A 22656-nucleotide genomic window follows, 5' to 3' on the forward strand; every position below is an offset into this window, starting at 1 on the left:
GACTCGCGGACATGCAGAGCCCCGACGCTGCCGTCACCCCGCCCGAGCCCGCCCGCCTCCCCTCGGAGGCCTCCGCCGCACCGAAGCGCGTGCGGATCCGCCACTTCGCCCGGGCCAAGGAGCAGGGGCTCAAGATCACCGGGCTCACGAGCTACGACATGCTCACGGCCGGCGTCTTCGACGAGGCCGGGATCGACTTCCTGCTCGTGGGCGACTCGGCGGGCAACACGGTGCTCGGCTACGACACGACCGTGCCCGTCACGGTCGACGAGCTCCTCCCGCTGGCGCGGGCCGTGGCCGCCTCCGCCCAGCGCGCGCTGGTCGTCGCCGACCTGCCCTTCGGCTCCTACGAGTCGGGCCCCGACCAGGCGCTCGCCACGTCGGTGCGCTTCATGAAGGAGGCGCGCGCGCACGCCGTGAAGCTCGAGGGCGGCGTGCGGAGCGCGGAGCAGATCCGCCGGGTCGTCTCCTCCGGCATCCCCGTGATGGGCCATGTGGGCTTCACGCCGCAGAGCGAGCACGGCCTCGGCGGGCACATCATCCAGGGGCGCGGCGACGCGGCCGAGGCGCTGCTCGCCGACGCGCGCGCCGTCGAGGACGCGGGTGCGTTCGCGGTGGTGCTGGAGATGGTCCCGCAGGAGATCGCACGGCGCGTCACCTCCGAGCTGCGGATCCCCACGATCGGCATCGGCGCGGGCCCGGGCACCGACGGGCAGATCCTCGTCTGGACGGACTTCGCGGGCCTCACGTCGGGTCGCGTGCCCCGGTTCGTGCGCCGCTACGCGGACATGCGCCAGGTGCTGCTCGACGCGGCCACGCGCTACCGGGACGACGTCGTCGCCGGCGCCTTCCCGTCGGAGGCCGAGAGCTACTCCGACTGAGGCCGGCCGTCAGTCGGCGTCGCGCTCCTCGGCGGCCCACTGCTCCGAACGCTCGCGCAGGCGCTGCGGCGCGGCGGCGGCCTCCTCGGCCGTGGCGAACGGGCCGATGCGGTGGACGCCAGGGGACAGCATCCCCTTCTCCACCTCGCCCGTGCGGTCGTCGTACCAGTACTGCTCGTCGCTGTCGCTCATGCTGCCGATGCTAGGCCCGCCGGGCCCGGTCGGGCGGGCGGGACGCGGTCGGACGAGCCGGTAGGGTCGCTTGCATGAGCGAGGACGCGACGACCGCAATCGGCATCGACATCGGCGGCACGGGGATCAAGGGCGCCATCGTGGATGTCGCGACCGGCGAGCTGAAGAGCGAGCGCGTGAAGCTCCCGACGCCGCAGGGCGGCGAGCCCGAGGACATCGTGGCCACCGTCACGCAGATTATCGAGGCGCTCGGCGAGGTGCCCGCGGGCACGCCGCTCGGCGTGTGCTTCCCGGCCGCGATCGTCCACGGCACGACCATGTCGGCCGCCAACGTCTCCCCCAGCTGGATCGGCCTCGAGGCCGAGAAGCTGTTCGAGGAGCGCCTGGGCCTCGAGATCACCTTCGTGAACGACGCCGATGCGGCCGGCTACGCCGAGGCTCGCTACGGCGCGGCCAAGGACGTGCGCGGCCTCGTGATCATGACGACGCTCGGCACCGGCATCGGCACGGCCCTCATCCACGACGGCGTCCTGATCCCCAACGCGGAGCTCGGCCACATGGACGTGGCCGGCCGGCGCGACTTCGAGCGTCGCGCGTCCTACGCCGCCAAGGAGCGCGCGCACCTCAACTGGAAGCGCTGGGCCGCGCGCCTGCAGGTCTACTACGGCCAGCTCGAGAAGCTGATGTGGCCCGAGCTGTTCATCGTCGGCGGCGGCGTCTCCAAGAACCACAAGCACTTCCTGCCGCTGCTGCGCCTCCGCACGCCCATCGTGCCGGCGGAGCTGCGCAACAACGCCGGGATCATGGGCGCGGCCGCCCTCGCCGCGCACGCGGTCGGCGCGAGCACGCACGCCCCCGCCGCCGAGCTCGTCGACAAGACGAAGCCCGAGGACTGACGCGGACCGCAGCCCCGCACGACGGAAGCGGCCGGACCCCCGAGGGGATCCGGCCGCTTCCGCGTCTGGCGCGTGGTGCGGATGGGCCGGCTGATACGCCGGGTTCTGTCCCGGTGCACAAGGCACCATGGACGGCCATCTATCTCGGAGCTGCGTCACCGCAGCCCTCCAGCGGTCTACCCGGGGACTGGACGAGCAGCCTGTGCGTCCCCTGTTCGACCTTGCTCCGGGCGAGGTTTGCATAGCCGACCCGATCACTCGGGCCGCTGGTGGTCTCTTACACCGCCGTTTCACCCTCACCCGCCGCTTCCGCGACGGGCGGTCTGCTCTCTGTTGCACTGTCTCGCGGGTCGCCCCGGGTGGGTGTTACCCACCGCCCTGCTCTGCGGAGCCCGGACGTTCCTCGACGCGGTCTCCCCCTCTCGGGATCCTCCGCGGCGCGACCGTCTTGCCGACCCATCCGCGGGGACGAGTCTAGGGCAGGGCTCGGCCGGCGGTCGGCCTAGAGGCCGGACTCGTCCGTGCGGACGAGGATCGCGTTGCTCTCGGGGTCGATGACGACGTCGTCGGGCGCGCGCTTGCGCAGCGCGTCGAGGTCGCTCTGGTGGAGGGCGATGTTGCTGCCGAGCGAGATGCCGCGGTGGAGCATCGCGGCGCCCACGCCGTAGCGGGCGCGCTGCTTCTCGTAGAGGGCGAGGAGGTCCTCGGGGAACCGCGACGCCCGGGCGTCGCGGTCCTGCTGCGCTTGCTCGGCTTGGACGCGCAGCTCCACGGCGGCGGCGTCGCGCTCCGCCTCGAGGGCCGCGATCCGGTCGGCGAGGGCATCGCGCTCCACGGACACCTCGGCCTGCGCGGCCTGCGCCTCCTCGAGACGCTGCATGACCTCGAGCTCGACCTCCTCGAGGTTGTCGCGGCGGCGCAACAGCGACTCGAGCTCGCGCTCCAGCGCCTGCACGTCCTTGGAGCTGCCGCCCGCCTCGATGCGGCTGCGGTCGCGGTCCATGCGCGCCTGCACGACGGCCACGTCCGACTCGATCCGCGCCAGCTCCGTCTGCGCGTCCTCGACGACGCCGGTGCGCTCGCTGAGGCGGCGTCGGACGCCGTCCATCTCGCGCTGCAGCGCGTCGATCTGCTTCAGCTGCGGGAGCTGGGCGAGGCGGCCGCGCAGGTGCGTCAGCCGGGTGTCGATCTCCTGCAGGTCGAGGAGCTCCTTCTGGACGCTCGGATCGGCTTTCATGCTCTCCCTCTCGTGGTGCGGCGGTGCGACGTGCGCGCCGGCCGGTGGTGCGGGGTGCGGCCCGTGCCGCGTGCGTCACTGGGTGACGGCGAAGTCCCAGGGGTCGGTGCGGATGTCGCTGACGGTGACGTCGGTGCCGGGCAGGGCAGCGCGGAGCGCGTCCGCCGCGACGTCGAGCCACAGCCACTCGCTCGCCCAGTGCGACGTGTCGAGGAGGTACGGGGTGCCGCCGGCGAGCGCGGCGGACTCGCGGGCCTCGCTGGCGGGGTGGTGCCGCAGGTCGGAGGTGATGTAGACGTCGGCTCCCCTCACGGCAGGCGATCCCAGGAGCGAGTCGCCCGCCCCGCCGCACAGGGCCACGCGTCGCACGGGGGCGTCGTACGGGCCGGCGGCACGGATGCCGGTGGCCGTGGGCGGCAGGATCCGTGCGAGCTCGGCGGCGAGGCGCCCGAGCGTCGTCGCGGCGGGCAGGTCGCCGACCCGGCCGATGCCGCGGACGCCGTCCCCGGCCGGCTCGAGGGGCCGCAGGCTCTGCGGCGGGATGCCGAGCAGGGCGGCGAGGCGCCCGGACGTGCCCTCCTCGACGACGTCGGACGTGGTGTGCGCGGCGTAGAGCGCGCAGTCGGCGCGGACGAGGTCGGCGAGCAGGGCGCCCTTGTAGCCGGTCTCGGCGATGGTCGTGACGCCGCGGAGGAGCAGCGGGTGATGCGTGAGCAGGAGGTCGGCGTCGGCGGCGACGGCCTCGTCGACGGTGGCGCGCACGGCGTCGACGGCCAGGTGGATCCGCTCCACGGGGCGGGCGGGGTCCCCGCTCACGAGCCCCGAGGCGTCCCAGTCCGACGCGCCCGCAGGCGGCCAGGCGTCCTCGATGGCGCGGACGGCGTCGGCGAGGGTGTGGGTCACGTCGCCCATCGTAACGAAGGGGCGTCGGGCGCCGACGCGCGGGAGGACCTCAGCCGCGGCGTCCGCCACGCGATGCGGAGCCCCCGCCGCCCACCGCCGTAACCTCGGGCAGGATCCCGGGGGTGGGCACGAGCGGCTCGAGCGGCCACAGCGCGCGCTGCGACGAACCGGGGTGCCTGCTCGATCCGTGGGTCGCGGCGTCGACCACGGACCGGGAGGCCTCGTCGTCGCCGGTGTCGGGGCTCATGGGGGAACAGTAGCGGGGAAGACCGTGAGGACCCTAACGGATGCACGATCCGCGCACCCGCCGTCCGCAGGGTCAGCGCACGCCGCGCGCGGCCAGGGCGTCGCCCAGGTCGTCGGCGTGCTTCAGCGCGAGGACGAGGAACGGGACGACCGAGGTCGTGATGCCCGTCCGCCCGCCGCGGGCCCTCTGCGCGTCCCGCACGTCGCGTGCGAGGCGCGCGAGCACCGGCACGGTCGACACGGTGACCGCGAGCAGCAGCGCGACCCGCTCGGAGTCGAGCCCGAGCCGCCGGGCCGGTCGGAGGCCCCGTTCCACCGCGTCGAGGATCTCCGTCGTCGAGGTCGTCAGCATGAGGAGGCCCGGGACGGCGATGGCCGCCGCGATGCGCGCGGTGTTCGACACCGCCGGCTCGACGCCGAGGAGGACCAGCTGGCTCACCAGCGTGAACAGCAGGATCCACCTCGTCGCCCGCACCTGGCGCCCCAGCGCCCGCAGCCCGAGCGCTCCGTCGCCGAGTCCGGCCGCGCCGTAGCAGGCGATGGCGATGGCGAGGGCGGCGACGGCTCCCGCCCAGGTGGACGGGAGGACGGAGACGCCGAGCACGACGAACGCGACGAGCACGAGCTCGGGCCCGGTGGGCATGCGGGCGAGGCGTCCCGCCGAGGGTCCCGCCGTCATGCGAGCATCGCCTCGTACTCGGCGACGACCTCCGCGGGGGGCCCGACCCGACGCACCCGCCCGTCGGCGAAGAGCACGGCGGCGTCGCAGCGCTGCGCGGCGGCGAGGTCGTGCGTGACGAGGAGGAGCCGGTGCCCGTCCTCGAACAGGTGGTCGGCGACCCGACGGGCGTTGCGCGCGTCGAGGTACGCGGTCGGCTCGTCGGCGATCACCAGCTCCGGCCCCCGGACGAACGCGCCCGTCAGGGCGAGCAGCTGCTTCTGGCCGCCGGACAGGTCGTGCGCGGACCTGTCGGCCAGGTCGCCGAGCCCGAAGCGCGCGAGCGCTGCGTCGACGCGCGCGTCCGACTCCGCCCGCGACAGCCGCTCGGGCCGCAGCGAGAAGGCCACGTCCTCGCGCACGGTCGGCATCACGATCTGGGCGTCCGGGTTGCTGAACACCAGGGCCACGCGTCGCCGCAGCTCGCGGGCGTCGCGTTCCGGATCGAGGCCCAGCACGCGGAGGTCGCCCGCGTCCCGCCGCACCAGCCCGCCGACGAGCCGCGCGAACGTGCTCTTGCCCGAGCCGTTCTCGCCGACCACGGCGACCGTCCGCGCGTCGAGGTCGAGGGTCACGTCCGCGAGCACGTCGACGTCGCCCAGACGGACGCCCACGCCCTCGAGCCGCAGGGCGGGAGGCGTCACGTCGTCGGCACCGCTCGCGCGTCGCGGGCCCGGGTCCAGCCGGCGCGGCGGCGGAAGGCGCGCGGGTAGCCGCGCACCAGGGTCATCACGATCCCCGTCGCGATGACGGTCTTGATCGCGTCCCCCGGCAGGAACACCAGGCTCGTGAGGACGGTCTCGCCGAGCGGCAGGCGGGTCACCGCGCTCTGCACGGGGATGCCGACCGCGTAGATCGCGAGGATGCCGCCGGCCACCATGCCGACCGCCGTGCGCCAGGCGACGGGTCGTCGCCCTCCCGCGTGCACCACGAGCCCGATCACGAACGCGCCCAGGATCCAGCCGACGAGGTACCCCGCGCTCGGCCCGGCGAACACCCCGAGCCCGCCGGCGCCGCCGGACAGGAGCGGCAGCCCGACGGCGACGAGCAGCAGGAGCACGACGATGCAGAGGGCGCCGAGCCACGGGCCGAGGATCGCGCCGGCGAGCATCACGCCCAGGGTCTGCGCGGTGATGGGCACGCCGCCGAGCACGCTGATGCCGCCGGGGAGCCCGAGCACCGCGATCACGGCGGCCAGGACCGCGACCCGGGCCAGGTCGGTGGCGTCGACGCGGGGCGTGCGCTCCGCGCGCTCGAAGCCCCGGGCGGGGAGGGAGGACGGGGTCATGGGCATCCTTCGGATCGGCGCGACGGCAGGTCGTCGGCAGCGGGAGCCGGACCGGCTCCTGAACGCCGTTCACTATAGTGAGCGCATGGCGGACGCGCGCGGCGGGAGGCGTCTCACCCGCGACGACGTCGCCGCGGCGGCCCTCCGGCTCCTCGACGAGCACGGCCTCCCCGACCTCACGATGCGCCGGCTCGGCGCCGCCCTCGACGTGCAGCCGAGCGCGCTCTACTGGCACTACCCGGACAAGCAGACCCTCCTGGCGGCGGTGGCCGACCGCATCGTGGCCGGAGCGGCGCGGCACCGCGGAGGCGCGGACGCCCCGGGCGACGCCACGGCGGCCATCCGCGACCAGGCGTCCGCGCTGCGCCTGGCGCTCCTCGCGCACCGCGACGGCGCCGAGGTCGTCGCCAGCACGACGGCCCTGGGCCTCGGCGCGGCGGATGCCCGGGACGCGCTCGCGGCGGCGGTCGCGGGTGCCGGCTTCGCCGCCGGTGCCGCCGATCGCGCGGCGGACGCGCTCCTGCACTTCGTGCTCGGCCACGTGACCCACGAGCAGCAGCGGACCCAGCTCGCCCGCCTCGGGGTGATCGCGGCCGACGAGCACCGCGGGGGCGACGCGCGGGACGGCTTCGACTTCGGGATCGACCTGCTGGTGCGCGGCCTGGCGTCGCTCCGCGGGCGGGAGACGGGATCCGGGGTGGGCCCTGCCGGGCTCGAACCGACGACATCCACGGTGTAAGCGTGGCGCTCTACCAACTGAGCTAAGGGCCCGGGCGGCCGGGGATCCGGCGCCCCGCCATGCTAGCCGACCGCGTCGGCGCGCCCCCGCTCGGGGGACGGGGAGCGCCGTAGCCTCTCCCCCGTGCCCACCCACCCCTCGCGCCGCACGGTCGCGGAATCCCGCTGGCCCGCTGCGGCCGGCCTCCTCGCCGCGGTCGCGCTCTACGGCGTTGCGCCGACCGCCGTGCCCCCGGGCGTGCGGATCGCCGTGGTCGTCGCCGCCGTCGCCCTGCTCGTCCCGCTGGTCGTGCTCAACCCGCGCCGCCTCGATCGGGAGACCGCCTGGTCGCGCGGGCTCGGCCTCGCCCTCGGCGGTCTCCTGCTCGTCGCGAACCAGGTGAGCCTCGTGGTGCTCGTGGTGGCCCTCGTCGACGCCTCGGAGGCGGGTCCGGAGCTGCTCCTGACGGCGCTGCAGGTGTGGACGACGAACATGCTGGCCTTCGCGCTCGTCTACTGGGAGATGGACCGCGGCGGCCCCGTCGCGCGCCGGGCGCACGCCCGGGCGTCGCTCGCGCCGGCGGACTTCCGCTTCCCCCAGGACGAGGACGCGGGGGCCGTCTCCGAGGTGGCCAGACGGTCGTCGGAGCACGCCGACTGGGTGCCGGGCTTCGTCGACTACGCGTACTTCTCGCTGACGAACTCCATGGCGTACAGCCCCACCGACGTCATGCCGCTGTCGCACCGGGCCAAGGGCCTCATGGCGCTGCAGGCGTTCGCGGGCTTCGTGATCCTCGCGCTCGTCATCGCCCGGGCCGTCAACATCCTCAGCTGACGGCGGGCGACGACGGCATCAGGCGGGGACGAGAGCCAGGTCGCGGATGGCGGAGCGGTAGGCGTCGAGCTCGCGCGCCTCGCCCGGAGCCGTGATGAAGCTGCGGCGGATGATGCCCCGCGTGTCGATGAGGAACGTCGCGCGGTTGGCGAAGCCCTTCCCCTCCAGGAACACGCCGTACTCCTTGGCGACCTGGCCGTGGGGCCAGAAGTCGGCGAGGAGCTGGAAGTCGATGCCCTGCTGTTCGGCCCAGGCCCGCAGGGTGTGCTTGCTGTCGACGCTGATGCCGATGAGCTCCACGCGGCTGTCCGCGAACATGCCGAGGTTCTCCTCGAGCTGGCACATCTCGCCGGTGCACGTCCCGGAGAACGCCAGGGGGAAGAAGACGAGGGCGACCGCGCGATGACCGCGGTACTCGCTCAACCGGACCCGCTCTCCGAACTGGTTGGCGAGCTCGAAGTCGGGAGCCTGTGTGTCGTTGGCCAGGGCCATGGGGTGCGGTTCCTTCCGTGCCGGCAGATGTCCCCTGTCTGGCACGAGGACCGATCCTACGCCGGGGTCCCGCGATGTCCAGCGTCGCCGCCGCGCCGCTCCCGGCCGCCGTCGGTGACCGTCGGTCCGCATGGGTAGGCTTGCCCTCGGCGTACGCGCGGTCTCGCACCCTTCGAGCCCCGTGGCACCGAAGACGATGTCTGCACACCACAGGAAGAGGTCGAGGGTGACTGTCAACGACCAGGATCCGTACTCGGTGAACCACACCGACAGCGATCCGGAAGAGACCGCCGAATGGAACGAGTCCCTCGACGGGCTCGTCGAGACGCAGGGTCGGGGTCGCGCGCGCGACGTCATGCTCAGCCTCCTCAAGCGCTCGAAGGAGCTGCACCTCGGGGTGCCGATGGTCCCGACCACGGACTACATCAACACCATCGCGCCGGAGAACGAGCCCGACTTCCCCGGTGACGAGGACCTCGAGCGCCGCTACCGCGCGTGGATCCGCTGGAACGCGGCCGTCACCGTGCACCGGGCGCAGCGTCCCGGCATCGCGGTCGGCGGGCACATCGCCACGTACGCCTCCTCCGCCGCCCTGTACGAGGTCGGCTACAACCACTTCTTCCGCGGCCAGGACCACCCGGGCGGTGGCGACCAGGTCTTCGTGCAGGGCCACGCCTCCCCCGGCACCTACGCGCGCGCCTTCCTGGAGGGACGTCTCAGCGAGCACCAGCTCGACGGGTTCCGCCAGGAGAAGAGCCACGAGGGCGGTGGGCTGTCGTCCTACCCGCACCCCCGCCTCATGCCGGAGTTCTGGCAGTTCCCCACGGTCTCGATGGGCCTCGGCCCCATCAACGCCATCTACCAGGCGCAGGCGAACAAGTACCTCACCAACCGCGGCATCAAGGACGCCTCCGACCAGCAGGTCTGGGCCTTCCTCGGCGACGGCGAGATGGACGAGGTCGAGAGCCGCGGACAGCTCCAGGTGGCGGCGAACGAGAAGCTCGACAACCTCAACTTCGTCATCAACTGCAACCTCCAGCGCCTCGACGGACCCGTCCGCGGCAACGGCAAGATCATCCAGGAGCTCGAGAGCTTCTTCCGCGGCGCCGGCTGGAACGTCATCAAGGTCGTCTGGGGTCGCGAGTGGGACGACCTGCTCGCCCGCGACACCGAGGGCGCGCTCCTCGAGCTGATGAACCGCACGCCCGACGGCGACTACCAGACCTTCAAGGCCGAGAGCGGCGCCTACATCCGCGAGAACTTCTTCGGGCGCGACGAGCGCACCGCGAAGCTCGTCGAGGGCTACACCGACGACCAGATCTGGAACCTCAAGCGCGGCGGCCACGACTACCGCAAGGTCTACGCGGCCTTCAAAGCGGCCAGCGAGCACACGGGCCAGCCCACGGTGATCCTCGCCAAGACCGTCAAGGGCTACGGCCTCGGCCCGAGCTTCGAGGGCCGCAACGCGACCCACCAGATGAAGAAGCTCACGCTCGACAACCTCAAGCAGTTCCGCGACGAGATGCGCGTGCCGATCACGGACGCCCAGCTCGAGGAGGACCCGTACCTGCCGCCGTACTACCACCCCGGCCAGGACGACGAGGCGATCCAGTACATGCACGAGCGCCGTCGCGCGCTCGGCGGGTACTCCCCCGAGCGCCGCACGAAGCACACGGCCATCTCGCTGCCGGACGACTCGGCCTACCGCATCTCCAAGAAGGGCTCCGGCACGCAGGAGATCGCCACGACCATGGCGTTCGTCCGGCTGCTCAAGGACCTGATCCGCGCGAAGGACTTCGGCAACCGCGTCGTCCCGATCATCCCGGACGAGGCCCGCACGTTCGGCATCGACGCCTTCTTCCCGACGGCGAAGATCTACAACCCGAACGGCCAGCACTACACGTCGGTCGACCGCGAGCTGCTGCTGTCCTACAAGGAGAGCCCGCAGGGCCAGATCGTGCACGTGGGCATCAACGAGGCGGGCGCGCTGGCGGCGTTCACGAACCTCGGCACCACGTACTCGACGCAGGGCGAGCCGCTCATCCCGATCTACGTCTTCTACTCGATGTTCGGGTTCCAGCGCACGGGCGACGCGATCTGGGCGGCGGGCGACCAGATGGCGCGCGGCTTCCTCATCGGCGCGACCGCCGGCCGCACCACGCTCACGGGCGAGGGCCTGCAGCACGCGGACGGCCACTCGCTGGTCCTGTCGGCAACCAACCCCGCGGTCGTCTCCTACGACCCGGCGTACGCCTACGAGATCGGGCACATCGTGCGCACCGGCCTCGAGCGCATGTACGGCGGCGAGCACGAGGACCCGAACGTCATGTACTACCTCACGGTGTACAACGAACCGATCATCCACCCGGCCGAGCCCGAGGGCGTGGACGTGGACGGCATCGTCCGCGGCATCCACAAGCTCAAGGACGGCTGGGTCGACGGCCCGAAGGCGCAGCTCATGGCTTCCGGCGTCGCCGTCCCGTGGGCCCTCGAGGCGCAGCAACTCCTCGCCGACGACTGGGGCGTGTCCGCGGACGTCTGGTCCGTCACGTCCTGGGGCGAGCTCCGCCGGGACGGCCTGGCGGCCGAGGAGCACAACCTGCTCCACCCGCACTCCGAGGAGCGCGTGCCGTACCTGGAGGAGAAGCTCCGCGGATCCGAGGGCCCGTTCGTCGCGGTCACCGACTTCTCGCACGCGGTGCCCGACCAGATCCGCCAGTTCGTCCCCGGCGACTACTCGACGCTCGGCGCCGACGGCTTCGGCTTCTCGGACACGCGTCCGGCGGCCCGCCGCTTCTTCGCGATCGACGGCCCGTCGATGGTCGTGAAGACGCTGCAGCGCCTCGCCAAGCAGGGCAAGGTCGACCGGGACGCGCCGAAGTGGGCGATCGACAAGTACCGCCTGCTGGACGTCACCGCCGGCACGACCGGATCGGCGGGCGGCGAGGCGTGAGCTGCGCCGACCTGACGTGACGACGAGCGACCGGCACGACACCGACGTGGAGACCGGGGAGACGAAGGCGGAGACGCTGACGTGGCTCCGGTCCCTCTCGGGCGAGCTGGCGAGCGCGACGCTCAAGCGGCTCGAGGACACGCTGCCCTGGTACGGCGCGATGCCGCCCGGGCGGCGGTCCGCGGTCGGGCTCGTGGCGCAGGCCGGCATCACGTCGTTCATCCACTGGTACGACGACCCGGACTCCACGCCCTGGATCGCGGCGGACGTCTTCGGCGCGGCGCCGCGCGAGCTCCTGCGCTCGGTGACGCTGCAGCAGACGCTGCAGCTCATCCGCGTCACCGTGGAGGTCGTCGAGGATCGCGTCCGCGACCGCCACCGCACGGTGCGGGACGCGATCCTGCTCTACTCCCGAGAGATCGCCTTCGCCGCGGCCGACGTGTACGCCCGCGCCGCCGAGGCCCGGGGCCTCTGGGACGCTCGGCTCGAGGCGCTCGTGGTCGACAGCATCCTCTCGGGCGAGTACGACGACGAGCTGCCGTCCCGCATCGCCGCCCTCGGGTGGCACGGACACGGCGAGGTGTCCGTCCTCGTCGGCACGGCGCCCCCCGTGCTCGACGTCGACCAGCTCCGGCGCACCGCGCGGCACCTCGACGCCGACGTCCTCATCGGCGTGCAGGGAAGCCGGCTCGTGCTCGTGATCGGGCGCGCGTCGCCCGCGGTGGCGGATCCGGAGGTCCCGGAGGCGGAGGCGACGCGGGTCGCGTTCCTCGAGATCGCCACGCAGCTCGAGCCGGGGTTCGGGAACGGCCACCTCGTGCTCGGCCACGAGGTGCCGAGCCTGGTCGAGGCCTCCCGCAGCGCGCGGGCCGCCCTCGCGGGGTTCGCCGTCGCGCGCTCCTGGCGCAACGCCCCGCGACCGACGCTCGCCGACGACCTGCTCCCCGAACGCGCCCTCGCCGGCGATCCGCTCGCGCGCTCGACCCTCATCAACCGCATCTACAAGCCCCTCCAGGCGCACTCGACCGAGCTGCTCGCGACGCTGTGGTGCTACCTCGACACCGGTCGGTCGCTCGAGGCGACCGCGCGGGAGCTGTTCGTGCACCCGAACACCGTGCGGTACCGCCTGAAGCGCGTGTCGGACGTCATCGGCTGGGATGCGACGGGGGCCCGCGAGGCGCTCATCCTCCAGGCGGCGCTCATCATCGGCAGCATCGCCGAGGCGGGGACCGTCGTGCCCAAGCAGCAGACGCCCGGTCGGACGCGGCCGAAGCGCCAGGCGGCCCGGTGACCCGCCGATCGTGTGGCCTCGTCACAACGTCGTGGAGGATCCTCTGTAGGACCTCGACTCCGACGCGGCTCGCGCACGCTGGGAGGATGGACGGATGATCATCGTCGTGTGCCCCGGCCAGGGCTCCCAGAAGCCCGGATTCCTCTCCCCGTGGCTGGAGCACCCCGATCACGCCCGGCTCCTCGGCGAGCTCGGCGACGCGGCCGGGCTCGACCTCGTCTTGCACGGCACCACATCCGACGCGGACACCATCCGCGACACCGCCGTCGCGCAGCCGCTCATCGTCGCGGCGGGCATCATGGCCCTCCGGGCGCTCCTCGCCGACGGCCGGGACGCCTACGTGGCCGGCATCGCCGGGCATTCGGTGGGCGAGATCACGGCGGCGGCGGGCGCCGGGATCCTCACCGACACGGAGGCCATGGCCCTCGTCCGCACGCGGGGCGACGCGATGGCCGAGGCCGCGGCCACCACGCGCACGGGCATGAGCGCCGTCGTGGGCGGCGACCAGGACGCCATCCTGGCGCGGCTCGCGGAGCTGGGCCTGGAGCCCGCCAACTACAACGGCGGCGGCCAGATCGTCGTGGCCGGCGAGCCGGAGGCCCTCGCGGCCCTCCAGGCCGAGCCGCTCCGGGGGACGCGCGTCATCCCGCTCCAGGTGGCGGGGGCCTTCCACACCCACCACATGGCGCCCGCGGTGGACGCGCTCCGAGACGCCGTCGCCCCGCTCGCGCCCCGCGACCCCCGCTTCCCCGTGTGGACGAACCGCGACGGCAGCCGGGTCGACTCCGGTGCCGCCTACCTCGACCTCATCGTGGGCCAGGTCGCGAGCCCGGTGCGCTGGGACCTCTGCATGGAGGCCTTCGACGCCGCCGGCGTCACCGGGCTCATCGAGGTCGCTCCCGCGGGCGCCCTCACCGGACTCGCCAAGCGCGGCCTCAAGGGGCTGCCGACCCTCGCGCTCTCCACGCCCGACGACCTCCCGGCGGCCATCGACATGCTCGACGCGCACGCCTGATCCCGCCGCACCCGACACCGAACAGGGACACATGACCGCCCAGCCCCGCCCCACCATCCAGACCGCGCCCGTCGTCGAGCGCTTCACCCGCATCTGGGGCCTCGGCGCCGCCCGCGGCGAGCTCGACGTCCCCAACGACGACCTCGTCGGGCCCATCGACTCGTCCGACGAGTGGATCCGCCAGCGCACCGGCATCGTCACCCGCAAGCGCGCGGGCGCGGACGTCGACGCCGTCGACCTCGCGACCACCGCCTCGCTCGAGGCCATCGCGAAGGCCGGCATCCGGCCCGAGCAGATCGGCATCGTCCTCGTCTCCACGGTGAGCAACACCGTGCAGACGCCGTCGATGGCCGCGCTCCTCGCCGACCGCATCGGCGCGAACCCGGCGCCCGCCTACGACATCTCGGCCGCGTGCGCCGGCTACACGTACGGCATCGCGCAGGCGGACTCCTTCATCCGCTCGGGTCTCGCGGAGTACGTGCTCGTGGTGGGCGCGGAGAAGCTGTCCGACATCGTCGATCCCACCGACCGCTCCATCTCGTTCCTGCTCGGCGACGGCGCGGGCGCTGCGATCGTCGGCCCGAGCGACACCCCCGGCATCTCCGCCACCGTGTGGGGCTCCGACGGCTCCAACTGGGACGCCGTCGGCATGACCGGCACCCTGAAGAGCATGCGCGACGGGTCCGCGTGGCCCACCCTCCGCCAGGACGGCCAGAAGGTCTTCCGCTGGGCGGTCTGGGAGATGGCCAAGGTCGCCAAGGAGGCGCTCGACCGCGCGGGCATCACGGCTGACCAGCTGGCCGCGTTCATCCCCCACCAGGCGAACATGCGCATCGTGGACGAGTTCGCCAAGCAGCTCGGCCTTCCGGATACGGTGGCCATCGCGCGCGACATCGAGACCACCGGCAACACGTCGGCCGCCTCCATCCCGCTCGCCACCCACCGCCTGCTCGAGGAGGACCCGTCGCTCTCGGGCGGCCTCGCCCTGCAGATCGGATTCGGCGCCGGACTCGTGTTCGGCGCGCAGGTCGTCGTCCTGCCCTGAGTCCCGCCCCATAAGCTGTTCCGGTCATCACGAACCACGAGGAGATACACATGGCACTGTCCACCGAAGAAGTCCTGGCCGGCCTGGCCGAGCTCGTCAACGACGAGACCGGGATCGCCACCGACACCGTCGAGATGGACAAGTCGTTCACCGACGACCTGGACATCGACTCGATCTCGATGATGACGATCGTCGTCAACGCCGAGGAGAAGTTCGACGTGAAGATCCCGGACGAGGAAGTCAAGAACCTCAAGACCGTCGGCGACGCGGTCACGTTCATCACCAACGCGCAGTCCTGACCGCGCGGAGGATGGCCGGCCCCGACCTCGGGGCCGGCCATCCCCCTCCCCTGTTCCCGACGTCGAGGAGACGCCACGCATGACCACCCCCAAGAAGATCGTCGTCACCGGCATCGGCGCGACGTCGCCCCTCGGCGGCACCGCCGAGGAGACCTGGCAGGCGCTCCTCCGCGGCGAGTCGGGCATCACCACCCTCGAGCAGGACTGGGTGGCGAAGTGGGACATCCCCGTGACGTTCGCCGGCCAGGCGAAGGTGCCCTCCTCCGAGGTCATGGCGCGCATCGAGACCAAGCGCCTCGACCCGTCCAGCCAGTTCGCCCTCACGGCCGCGCGTGAGGCCTGGGCCGACGCGGGATCCCCCGAGGTCGACCCGCTGCGCTTCGCCGTCGACTGGGCCACCGGCATCGGCGGCGTGTGGACCCTGCTCGACGCCTGGGACACCCTCCGCGAGAAGGGCCCGCGCCGCGTCCTCCCCATGACCGTCCCCATGCTCATGCCCAACGGACCGGCCGCGGCGGTCGGCATGGACCTCGGTGCGCGCGCCGGCATCCAGACCGTCGTCTCCGCCTGCGCGTCGAGCACCGAGTCGATCGCCAGCGCCTACGCGCACCTCCAGGCGGGCCGCGCGGACATCATCGTGGCCGGCGGCTCCGAGGCTTCCATCCACCCGCTGCCCATCGCGTCGTTCGCGGCGATGCAGGCCCTCTCGAAGCGCAACGACGACCCCGCGGGCGCCTCGCGTCCCTACGACATCTCGCGGGACGGCTTCGTCCTCGGCGAGGGCGGTGCCGCGCTCGTGCTCGAGACCGAGGAGCACGCCATGGCGCGCGGGGCCCGCATCTACGCGGAGCTCGTCGGCGGCGCGGTCACCAGCGACGCGTTCCACATCACGGCGCCCGACCCCGAGGGGACGGCGGCCGCGCGCGCCATGATCGCGAGCATCGAGGGCGCGGGCTACTCGCGCGGCGACGTCTCGCACATCAACGTCCACGCGACCAGCACGCCGGTCGGCGACATCGCGGAGTACAAGGCGCTCGAGCGCGTGTTCGGCGAGGCGGTGCACGGCATCCCCGTGAGCGCGACGAAGGCGTCCACCGGGCACCTGCTCGGCGGCGCCGGCGCGATCGAGGCGGTCTTCACGGTGAAGGCCCTCGCCGAGCGCACCGCTCCCCCGACGATCAACCTCACGGAGCTGGATCCCGACATCCGGCTCGACGTCGTGACGTCGCCGCGTCCCCTCGGCGACGGCGACCTGCTGGCGATCAGCAACTCGTTCGGCTTCGGCGGGCACAACGCGGTCATCGCGTTCCGCAGCGTCTAGCCCGCCACCGCACGCGAAGAGGCCCCGACCAGCAGGTCGGGGCCTCTTCGCGTGCGGTGCCCGGAGAAGATGACCGGGACTCTCGCGGGACGCGCTGACGGGTCAGGCCTGCATCCGCATCCCGGTGCTCCCCGCCGGACCGGGTGTCAGGCGGTGCGCGATGGCGGCCGGTTCCTCGTCGGATGCGGACGGCGTCCCCTGCAGCGTCTTCGCGTGCAGGCCGCTCGCGATCGCGACCGTCGCGAGGAGCAGGGTGAATCCGAAGCCGCGGTCCTCGAGCGGCGTGCCGAAGGGGATGTTGCAGAGCATCACCAGGAGCAGGCCCCACCACGCGGTCGTGGCGGGAGAGGGGCCCATGGCGCGCGTGGCCTTCCAGATCGACCAGCCCATCGCGGCGATGAAGGCCGCGACGGCTGCCGTGCCGAGCCAGCCCAGGCGGACGACCGTCAGGAGCGGGGTGTCGAGGACGATGGGGATGGTGTAGCCGAGCCCCATGCCGAACACCGGGCTGCTGTCGATGAGGCCCGTGGCCACGACGTAGGCGTTCTGCCTGATGGCATACGACTGGTCCGCACCGCCCTGGCCGTTGAGGACGGTCAGGGACGCCCGGATGCGGCTCTGCAGGAAGTCCGGATCCGCGATCGCCACGGAGGCGACGATCGGGAAGACCAGACCTGCCAGGACACCGCCGATCACGAGGAGCCCGAGCATCTTGCCCGGCGGCACGCGCATGCTCCGCTGGAGGCCCAGGACGGCGAAGACGGCCGCGAACACGATGAGGTTGGTGCGCGTGCCCGTGATCAGCATCGCGATGGGGATCCCGACGACGGGCACCAGCCAGAGGATGCGCGCCAGCCGCTTCTCCGCGTGGAACACCATGACGAGCGCCAGCGCGAAGGCGAAGGACGGCAGCATCAGGCTCGAGAGGATGAACCGACCCGTGGAGAGGGCGGTGACGCCCCGCCGGTCGAGCCAGTCGAAGGCGAATCCGACGGCCGCCACGAGTCCGAGGACACCCACGAGGGGGTACGTGATCCGGGGCGGGATGTCGCGTCCGGCGTCGAGCCCGATGACCGGACCCAGCACGATGAGGAGGTAGAAGATCGCCTGCCGGCCGAAGGTGCCCAGGTCGGAGCCCTCGGGTGAGGCGAGGAAGCTCAGGCTCACGATCGCGAGCAGGGCCAGTCCGACCCACACCAGCGACTTGAAGTGGCGCGCGTACGAGGGGGGCGAGGCGATGAGGCGCACCACGGACACCGCGGCGCACACGACGAGCAGTCCCGCGTAGACGATCTTGTTGGCGCTCAGGTCGCCGCTCGAGCCGAGCACGAGCAGGCCTCCGACGACGACGAAGAGGAACCGGACCACGGAGTTGCGGATGATGAAGAACAGCACGATCGGCGCCAGCCCGACGGCGGTGCCGACGAACGGGTCCCAGGCGAGGACGTACGTCGACCCGAGGATCCACAGGGCGCAGCCGAGCACGAGGGCCGGGCTCGAGAGGCCGGCCAGGCCGGCGGTTCGGGTCGAGAGTCGTTCCCGCATGGTGTCGTCGCCGATCTCGCTGTGCTCGTCGCACGTCCGGTAGGAGGGATTGCCCGCGAAGCCATCCGGTCGGACTGCGCTCCGCGTGCCCCGAGCATCGCCGGCGAGGCCCCCCGGTCTCTTCACGTGGAACCTATCACGCACCGTCGGCGCCGTCGGGCCGGGCGGTCGGCGTCGTTCGGCGGCGGACGGGAGGAGGCGCCCGCCGCGCGTACGGGTCAGCCGACCTTGTGCAACCAGACCACGGGGCTGAAGTCGCTCGCGTGGCGGAACGCCTCGAGCTCGTCGTCCCAGGCCTGTCCCATGGCGAGGCGGAGCTCGCGGTGCAGCTCCAGGGTGTTGGAGCCGGCGACGTCGAGGGCGTAGCGGATCCTGTCCTCGGGGATGACGGTGTTGCCCGCCGTGTCGGTCTGGGCGAAGAAGACGCCGAGGTCGGGCGTGTGCATCCACCGGCCCCCGTCCCGGCCGGGACCCGCGTCCTCGGTGACCTCGTAGCGCAGGTGCTCCCACCCGCGGAGGCCGCTGGCGATGGCGGCGCCGGACCCCTCCGGGCCCTCCCAGTAGTACTCCGCGCGCATCGCGCCCTTCAGCACGGGCTGCGGATCCCAGGTGAAGTTCACGGCATGACCGAGCGCGCGACCCGCTGCCCATTCGACATGGGGGCAGAGCGCGCGAGGAGAGGAGTGCACGTAGAGCACTCCTCGAGCCGGTCTTGAGTTGGCGACGGGTGCTTCCATGGGTCTCCTCCATCCGATCAGATGCGTCTTCCCCAACGATCTGCGTGCGATGGACGAGCTCCACACCTGCCGGTGCGGCCGGCGCGGACGCCGACGGTCCTCATCATGGCGGGTGATCCTGGGGATCGGCAACATCGCGGACGCGACGCGCCGAGGGAGACGTCATCCGGGCGATCGGGCGCCGGGGACGGCGGCGGGTCCCCCGGGCGTGCATGCCGGGAATGCCTATGCTCCAGGGGGCGGCCCGCCGGGCCGGGGGCGGAGGACGCATGTCGGTGCGGCACGCCCTCCTCGCGATCCTCACCGAGGGCACGTGCTACGGGTACCAGCTCCGCACGGAGTACACCGCTCGCACCGGGACCGCGGCGCCCCTCAACGTCGGTCAGATCTACAACACCCTCGACCGCCTGGAGCGGGACGGCCTCGTCGTGAAGGGCACGACCGACGAGGCCGGGCACGTGCCGTACACGATCACGGACGAGGGCCGAGCGGACGTCGGCGCGTGGCTGGACGAGACGATCGGGCCGCCGGCGACGCGCGACGAGCTGCTCGTGAAGGTCGCGCTCGCGCTGTCCCTGCCCGGCGCGGACGCGGGCGCCCTGGTCCGTGCCCAACGCGAGCGCTCGCTCGCGGACGCCCGCGAGCTCGCGCTGTCCCGCGAGGCGCACGACACCGACGTCCCGCTCGCCGTCTCCCTGGCGGCGGACGCGGTGGAGGCCGCCCTGACCGCGCGGCTCGCCTGGCTCGACGCGGCCGAGCGTCGGATCCTCGACGCCGGTGCCGCGGGCACCCGACCGACGGGCTTCGCCGCCGCCCCGCGACGCGGTCGACCCGCGCGACGCGACGCGCAGCCGTAAGGCCGCGCAGCCGTAGGGCCGCGGAGCAGGTCCCGAGGGCGGCTCAGTGCAGGAGGCCGCCGTCCTTGGCCAGCACGTTCTTCTCCCCGGCCTCGATGGGCACGGCGAAGCGGTTCTGCTTCGGCGGCATCGGGCAGTTGAAGTTGTAGCTGAACGCGCACGGCGGGAGGTAGGCGCGGTTGAAGTCCAGCGTGATCGTGCCGTCGGGCGAGGGCGCCACCATCAGGAAGCGGCCCACCCCGTACGTCGACTCGCCGCTCGTGGCGTCGGAGAAGACGAGCAGGAGCGCGCGGCCCTCGCGGAACGCGGCGAGCGAGTACTCCACGCCGTCCTTGGTGAACGTGATCTCGCCGGGGACCACCTTGTCCTTGGTCGCCCCGTCGTCCTTGAGATGCTCGAAGCCCATCGCGCGTCCGCCCTCGATGGGCGTGAAGTCCGCCGTCACGACCCACTCCTCGGAGTAGGGGAACGCGTCGATGCCGCCGAAGTCGCGGATCGCCTCGCTCTGCGCGTCCCAGACGCGGAGCGCGTAGGTGCCCTCCTCGCTCGCGATGACGAAGGCGGAGACCGTGTCGCTCGCGACGACGGTGGAGGGGGCCGCGTCGTCGCGGCCGCGGACGACCGCCTCGCCGTCCACGAGCACGCCGTCCACGATGAGCCCGTCCGATGGGGACGCGTGCACGCGCAGGCCGGAGGACCCGGGCTCGAGCGGCGACCAGGTGCCTGGGATGCCGTAGACGGGCTGCGGCGCGGCATCGTGCGAGATCCACTGGGTGTTGACGAGGGCCAGGTTGCCCTGCGGGAGGACGACCATCTGCTCGCGACGCGCGCGGAAGACGGCGAGGACCTCCGCCGGATCGGTGGGCGCGGGGGCGACGGGGGCGACGGGATCGGTCATGCCCCCATCCTCGCCGCCAGGAGGTCGGCGGCCAAGTCGACGCGGGCCGAATCGGTCGTCGTCGGCGGGGTTCCCCCGCGCGGGAGGCGGGCGTACGGTCGGGGCATGAGCACAGACCGAGAGAGCACCTCGACCGACGACGACGGCACGACGACGCACACCGAGGAGCACGTGGAGTCCTCCTCGATCACCGAGGAGAGCGGGTCCGCGGGATCCACGCCCGACGGCTCGGGCAGCAACACCTCGGAGGGCGAGGACCACGAGGGCGACGTCGGCTCCGGCGGCTGATTCCTGCCCACCGCTCCACCCGACGCCCGGTCCCCGTGAGGGACCGGGCGTCGTCGCATGCGGACGGGGAGGCGCTACTTGGCCTGGGCGTAGTCGTCGACCACCGCGATCGTGACCGGGAAGTCGACCGGCGCATCGCCGAAGAGCAGGCGCCCGGCCTCCGCGGCGGCCTCGGTCACGGCGTCGCGCACCTCGTCGACGCGGTCGTCGGGTGCGTGGACCATGACCTCGTCGTGCAGGAAGAAGACGAGGTGCGGACGGGACCCGGGCCGTTCGAGCGCGGCGAGCCGTCGACGCAGGCCGGCGAGCCAGCTCAGCGCCCACTCGGCGGCGGAGCCCTGGACGACGAAGTTCCGCGTGAAGCGGCCCTGGTCGCGCGCCGAGGTGCGTGCGCGGGCGGCGTCGGCCGGCGACGCCTCGGCGCCCTGACCGCGCTGGCGGACGTCCCGCCACGCGTCGGTGGGAGGCGGGGAGGAGCGGCCGAGCCGGGTGCTGACGATGCCGCCGCTCTCCCCCACCCGAGCCGCCTGCTCCACGTAGCCGGTGGCCCGCGGGTAGGCGCGGACGAGGCGCGGCATCAACCGGCCGCTCTCGCCGGAGGTGGCCCCGTACATGGCGCCGAGCATCGCGACCTTGGCGTGCGCTCGGGTGTCGACCACGCCGGCGTCGACGAGCCCCTGGTAGAGGTCCGTGCCCCGGCCCGCATCGGCCATCGCGCGGTCCTCGGCGAGGGCGGCGAGGATCCGGGGTTCGAGCTGGGCGGCGTCGGCCACCACGAGGCGCCACCCCCGATCCGCGCGCACGGCCGAGCGGATCTGCCTGGGGAGCTGCAGCGCGCCGCCCCCGCTCGCGGCCCACCGCCCGGTGACCACGCCGCCCGGCACGTAGCCGGGGTGGAAGCGGCCGTCGCGGATCCACGTCTCCATCCACGTCCAGCCGTTGGCCGTGAGCAGGCGGGACAGCTTCTTGTACTCCAGGAGGGGCGCGATGACCGGGTGGTCGATCTCCTGCAGCTCCCACTGCCGCGTGCTGGAGGCGTCGATCCCGGCGCGACGCAGGGAGCGGAGCACGTCGGGCGGGCTGTCGACGTTGAGGTCCGGGGCGCGGAGGATCTCCCGGATCCTCGTGCCGAGGCGCAGCAGCGCCGGAGAAGTGCCGCCGGGCGCCGGGCGCGGCCCGAGCGCGTCGACGAGGAGCGCGTCGTGCACGGCCGTGTCCCACGGGAGGCCGTCGTGCTCCATCTCCGCCGCGACGAGGGCGCCGGCGGACTCCGCCGCCAGCAGCAGGCGCAGCCGTCCGGGCGCGGCGCTGCCGGCGACGGCCGCGAGCTGGAGACGCAGCTCGGCGACGAGCTCGTCGGCGGATCGCCCCTCGGCCGCGTCGAGGTCGTCGAAGAGCGTCTCGCCCTGCGCCGGGTCGCGTTCGATGCCCGCGGGGCGGTCCCACGGGCCGGGCGGCGTGCGCGCCAGGGCGCTGTCCGCGGTGAGGGTGGAGAGGCGGAGGATCGCGTGGCAGAGCCGCAGGTCGTGGCACCGCGCGACGCGGACGCCCGCGGCGAGGAGCGGGCGCGCCCAGGTGCGGGTGTCGTCGAAGACCCAGCGCGGCGGGTCGGTGGAGCGCTCGCGTTCGGCGGCGACGCGCGGCCAGTCGGCGGATGCCACGTCGCGGGCGGCGACGACCCGGCTCGTCGCGTCGAGGTCGACGAGCCGCACGCCGTCGGGCGTCCTCGCGACCAGGATGTGCACTCCCCCATCATGGCGGCCGCCTCCGACGCCGCCGTCCCCGGAGGCGGGATCCGGATCGCGGCGGTCCGGGATGCGGCCCCTCCACCGCGTAATGCAGGGAAACACCGCACGCGAATCTGCCCGCATCCCCCTTTTGCGCCGCGGTACCCGCTAGGGTTGCTCACAAGTCGTCAGGTCCTCGAGATCCGCCCGGTCCGCCGGAGTCGTGTCAGAGGGGCAGACGACCTGCGGTCCCGGGTCCCGGGATCGATGCATCT

The 22656-nt window shown here is 73.1% G+C and carries 24 protein-coding genes, 1 tRNA gene and 1 other RNA gene; 12 read left to right on the forward strand and 14 right to left on the reverse strand.

From position 1 onward, the window contains the following. Positions 1–11 precede the first annotated feature (11 nt). Complete coding sequence (panB, locus tag AWH51_RS09825) at positions 12–881, forward strand: 3-methyl-2-oxobutanoate hydroxymethyltransferase (RefSeq protein ID WP_063071883.1); 870 nt, start codon at positions 12–14, stop codon at positions 879–881. Positions 882–890: 9 nt separating this feature from the next. On the opposite strand, the gene AWH51_RS09830 is transcribed toward panB, so the two are convergent. Beyond that, on the reverse strand, positions 891–1073 hold the full coding sequence (locus tag AWH51_RS09830) for a hypothetical protein (protein WP_063071884.1): 183 nt from the start codon (positions 1071–1073) through the stop codon (positions 891–893). A 74-nt stretch (positions 1074–1147) separates the two neighbouring features. On the opposite strand from AWH51_RS09830, the gene ppgK reads away from it, so the two are divergent. Further along, positions 1148–1969, forward strand: coding sequence for a polyphosphate--glucose phosphotransferase (gene ppgK / locus AWH51_RS09835; RefSeq protein WP_063071885.1), 822 nt, complete (start codon positions 1148–1150; stop codon positions 1967–1969). 78 nt (positions 1970–2047) lie between these two features. Here the strand turns inward: ppgK and rnpB are convergent. The 7 genes from rnpB to AWH51_RS09870 form a co-directional block, all read right to left on the reverse strand. Beyond that, positions 2048–2428: RNase P RNA component class A (rnpB, locus tag AWH51_RS09840), an RNA gene on the reverse strand. Between the two features lie 43 nt (positions 2429–2471). After that, entirely contained in the window at positions 2472–3206 is a 735-nt protein-coding gene (locus AWH51_RS09845) for a zinc ribbon domain-containing protein (protein WP_063071886.1), read from the reverse strand. Between the two features lie 75 nt (positions 3207–3281). Beyond that, positions 3282–4109, reverse strand: a complete 828-nt coding sequence (locus tag AWH51_RS09850) for a Nif3-like dinuclear metal center hexameric protein (protein WP_063071953.1) — start codon at positions 4107–4109, stop codon at positions 3282–3284. A gap of 49 nt (positions 4110–4158) precedes the next feature. Next, positions 4159–4356 carry a hypothetical protein gene (locus tag AWH51_RS09855; protein ID WP_063071887.1) on the reverse strand — a complete coding sequence of 66 codons (198 nt, stop codon included), beginning with the start codon at positions 4354–4356 and terminating at the stop codon, positions 4159–4161. A 72-nt stretch (positions 4357–4428) separates the two neighbouring features. After that, positions 4429–5034: an energy-coupling factor transporter transmembrane component T gene (locus AWH51_RS09860; protein ID WP_063071888.1), complete on the reverse strand. Its 606-nt coding sequence runs from the start codon at positions 5032–5034 to the stop codon at positions 4429–4431. Next, the gene (locus AWH51_RS09865; RefSeq protein WP_063071889.1) at positions 5031–5717 is read right to left on the reverse strand and encodes an energy-coupling factor ABC transporter ATP-binding protein; all 687 of its coding nucleotides are present in this window, start codon (positions 5715–5717) and stop codon (positions 5031–5033) included. The genes AWH51_RS09860 and AWH51_RS09865 overlap by 4 nt, the downstream gene beginning before the upstream one ends. After that, complete coding sequence (locus tag AWH51_RS09870) at positions 5714–6361, reverse strand: biotin transporter BioY (RefSeq protein WP_063071890.1); 648 nt, start codon at positions 6359–6361, stop codon at positions 5714–5716. The genes AWH51_RS09865 and AWH51_RS09870 overlap by 4 nt, the downstream gene beginning before the upstream one ends. An 85-nt stretch (positions 6362–6446) precedes the next feature. Here AWH51_RS09870 and AWH51_RS09875 point away from each other — a divergent pair, with 85 nt between their 5' ends. Beyond that, positions 6447–7100 carry a TetR/AcrR family transcriptional regulator gene (locus AWH51_RS09875; RefSeq protein WP_081235034.1) on the forward strand — a complete coding sequence of 218 codons (654 nt, stop codon included), beginning with the start codon at positions 6447–6449 and terminating at the stop codon, positions 7098–7100. Here the strand turns inward: AWH51_RS09875 and AWH51_RS09880 are convergent. Further along, a tRNA-Val gene (locus AWH51_RS09880) sits at positions 7060–7132 on the reverse strand. The two genes, AWH51_RS09875 and AWH51_RS09880, sit on opposite strands and share 41 nt — an antisense overlap. A 91-nt stretch (positions 7133–7223) precedes the next feature. On the opposite strand from AWH51_RS09880, the gene AWH51_RS09885 reads away from it, so the two are divergent. Then, positions 7224–7913 (forward strand): DUF1345 domain-containing protein, encoded by a 690-nt coding sequence (locus tag AWH51_RS09885; protein WP_063071891.1) that lies wholly within the window; start codon positions 7224–7226, stop codon positions 7911–7913. A gap of 18 nt (positions 7914–7931) precedes the next feature. Here AWH51_RS09885 and AWH51_RS09890 read toward each other — a convergent pair whose 3' ends face one another. Further along, a complete protein-coding gene (locus AWH51_RS09890) occupies positions 7932–8405 on the reverse strand; it encodes a peroxiredoxin (protein ID WP_063071892.1) in 474 nt (157 codons plus the stop codon). A 226-nt stretch (positions 8406–8631) separates the two neighbouring features. On the opposite strand from AWH51_RS09890, the gene aceE reads away from it, so the two are divergent. From aceE to AWH51_RS09920, 6 genes are all read left to right on the forward strand, one after another. Next, positions 8632–11358 (forward strand): pyruvate dehydrogenase (acetyl-transferring), homodimeric type, encoded by a 2727-nt coding sequence (aceE, locus tag AWH51_RS09895; protein ID WP_063071893.1) that lies wholly within the window; start codon positions 8632–8634, stop codon positions 11356–11358. 16 nt (positions 11359–11374) lie between these two features. Then, complete coding sequence (locus AWH51_RS09900; RefSeq protein WP_063071894.1) at positions 11375–12649, forward strand: PucR family transcriptional regulator; 1275 nt, start codon at positions 11375–11377, stop codon at positions 12647–12649. Positions 12650–12743: 94 nt separating this feature from the next. Beyond that, a complete protein-coding gene (locus AWH51_RS09905) occupies positions 12744–13664 on the forward strand; it encodes an ACP S-malonyltransferase (RefSeq protein WP_063071895.1) in 921 nt (306 codons plus the stop codon). A gap of 31 nt (positions 13665–13695) precedes the next feature. After that, complete coding sequence (locus AWH51_RS09910; RefSeq protein ID WP_063071896.1) at positions 13696–14709, forward strand: beta-ketoacyl-ACP synthase III; 1014 nt, start codon at positions 13696–13698, stop codon at positions 14707–14709. 50 nt (positions 14710–14759) lie between these two features. Beyond that, entirely contained in the window at positions 14760–15008 is a 249-nt protein-coding gene (locus tag AWH51_RS09915; protein ID WP_012038305.1) for an acyl carrier protein, read from the forward strand. A 79-nt stretch (positions 15009–15087) separates the two neighbouring features. After that, entirely contained in the window at positions 15088–16329 is a 1242-nt protein-coding gene (locus tag AWH51_RS09920) for a beta-ketoacyl-[acyl-carrier-protein] synthase family protein (protein ID WP_063071897.1), read from the forward strand. A gap of 102 nt (positions 16330–16431) precedes the next feature. On the opposite strand, the gene AWH51_RS09925 is transcribed toward AWH51_RS09920, so the two are convergent. Next, entirely contained in the window at positions 16432–17874 is a 1443-nt protein-coding gene (locus AWH51_RS09925) for an O-antigen ligase family protein (protein ID WP_063071898.1), read from the reverse strand. 218 nt (positions 17875–18092) lie between these two features. Beyond that, positions 18093–18611: a DUF3145 domain-containing protein gene (locus AWH51_RS09930; RefSeq protein ID WP_012038303.1), complete on the reverse strand. Its 519-nt coding sequence runs from the start codon at positions 18609–18611 to the stop codon at positions 18093–18095. 269 nt (positions 18612–18880) lie between these two features. Between AWH51_RS09930 and AWH51_RS09935 the strand changes: the two genes are divergently transcribed. Continuing rightward, entirely contained in the window at positions 18881–19468 is a 588-nt protein-coding gene (locus AWH51_RS09935) for a helix-turn-helix transcriptional regulator (RefSeq protein ID WP_063071899.1), read from the forward strand. 43 nt (positions 19469–19511) lie between these two features. Here AWH51_RS09935 and AWH51_RS09940 read toward each other — a convergent pair whose 3' ends face one another. Next, positions 19512–20366, reverse strand: a complete 855-nt coding sequence (locus AWH51_RS09940; protein WP_063071900.1) for a DUF1684 domain-containing protein — start codon at positions 20364–20366, stop codon at positions 19512–19514. A gap of 105 nt (positions 20367–20471) precedes the next feature. On the opposite strand from AWH51_RS09940, the gene AWH51_RS16285 reads away from it, so the two are divergent. Further along, on the forward strand, positions 20472–20654 hold the full coding sequence (locus AWH51_RS16285) for a hypothetical protein (protein ID WP_063071901.1): 183 nt from the start codon (positions 20472–20474) through the stop codon (positions 20652–20654). Positions 20655–20728: 74 nt separating this feature from the next. Here the strand turns inward: AWH51_RS16285 and AWH51_RS09950 are convergent, their stop codons facing one another. Beyond that, on the reverse strand, positions 20729–22399 hold the full coding sequence (locus AWH51_RS09950; protein WP_063071902.1) for a bifunctional 3'-5' exonuclease/DNA polymerase: 1671 nt from the start codon (positions 22397–22399) through the stop codon (positions 20729–20731). Positions 22400–22656 lie beyond the last annotated feature (257 nt).

The sequence above is a fragment of the Clavibacter tessellarius genome, assembly GCF_001618005.1.
Classification (GTDB): Bacteria; Actinomycetota; Actinomycetes; order Actinomycetales; family Microbacteriaceae; genus Clavibacter; species Clavibacter tessellarius_A.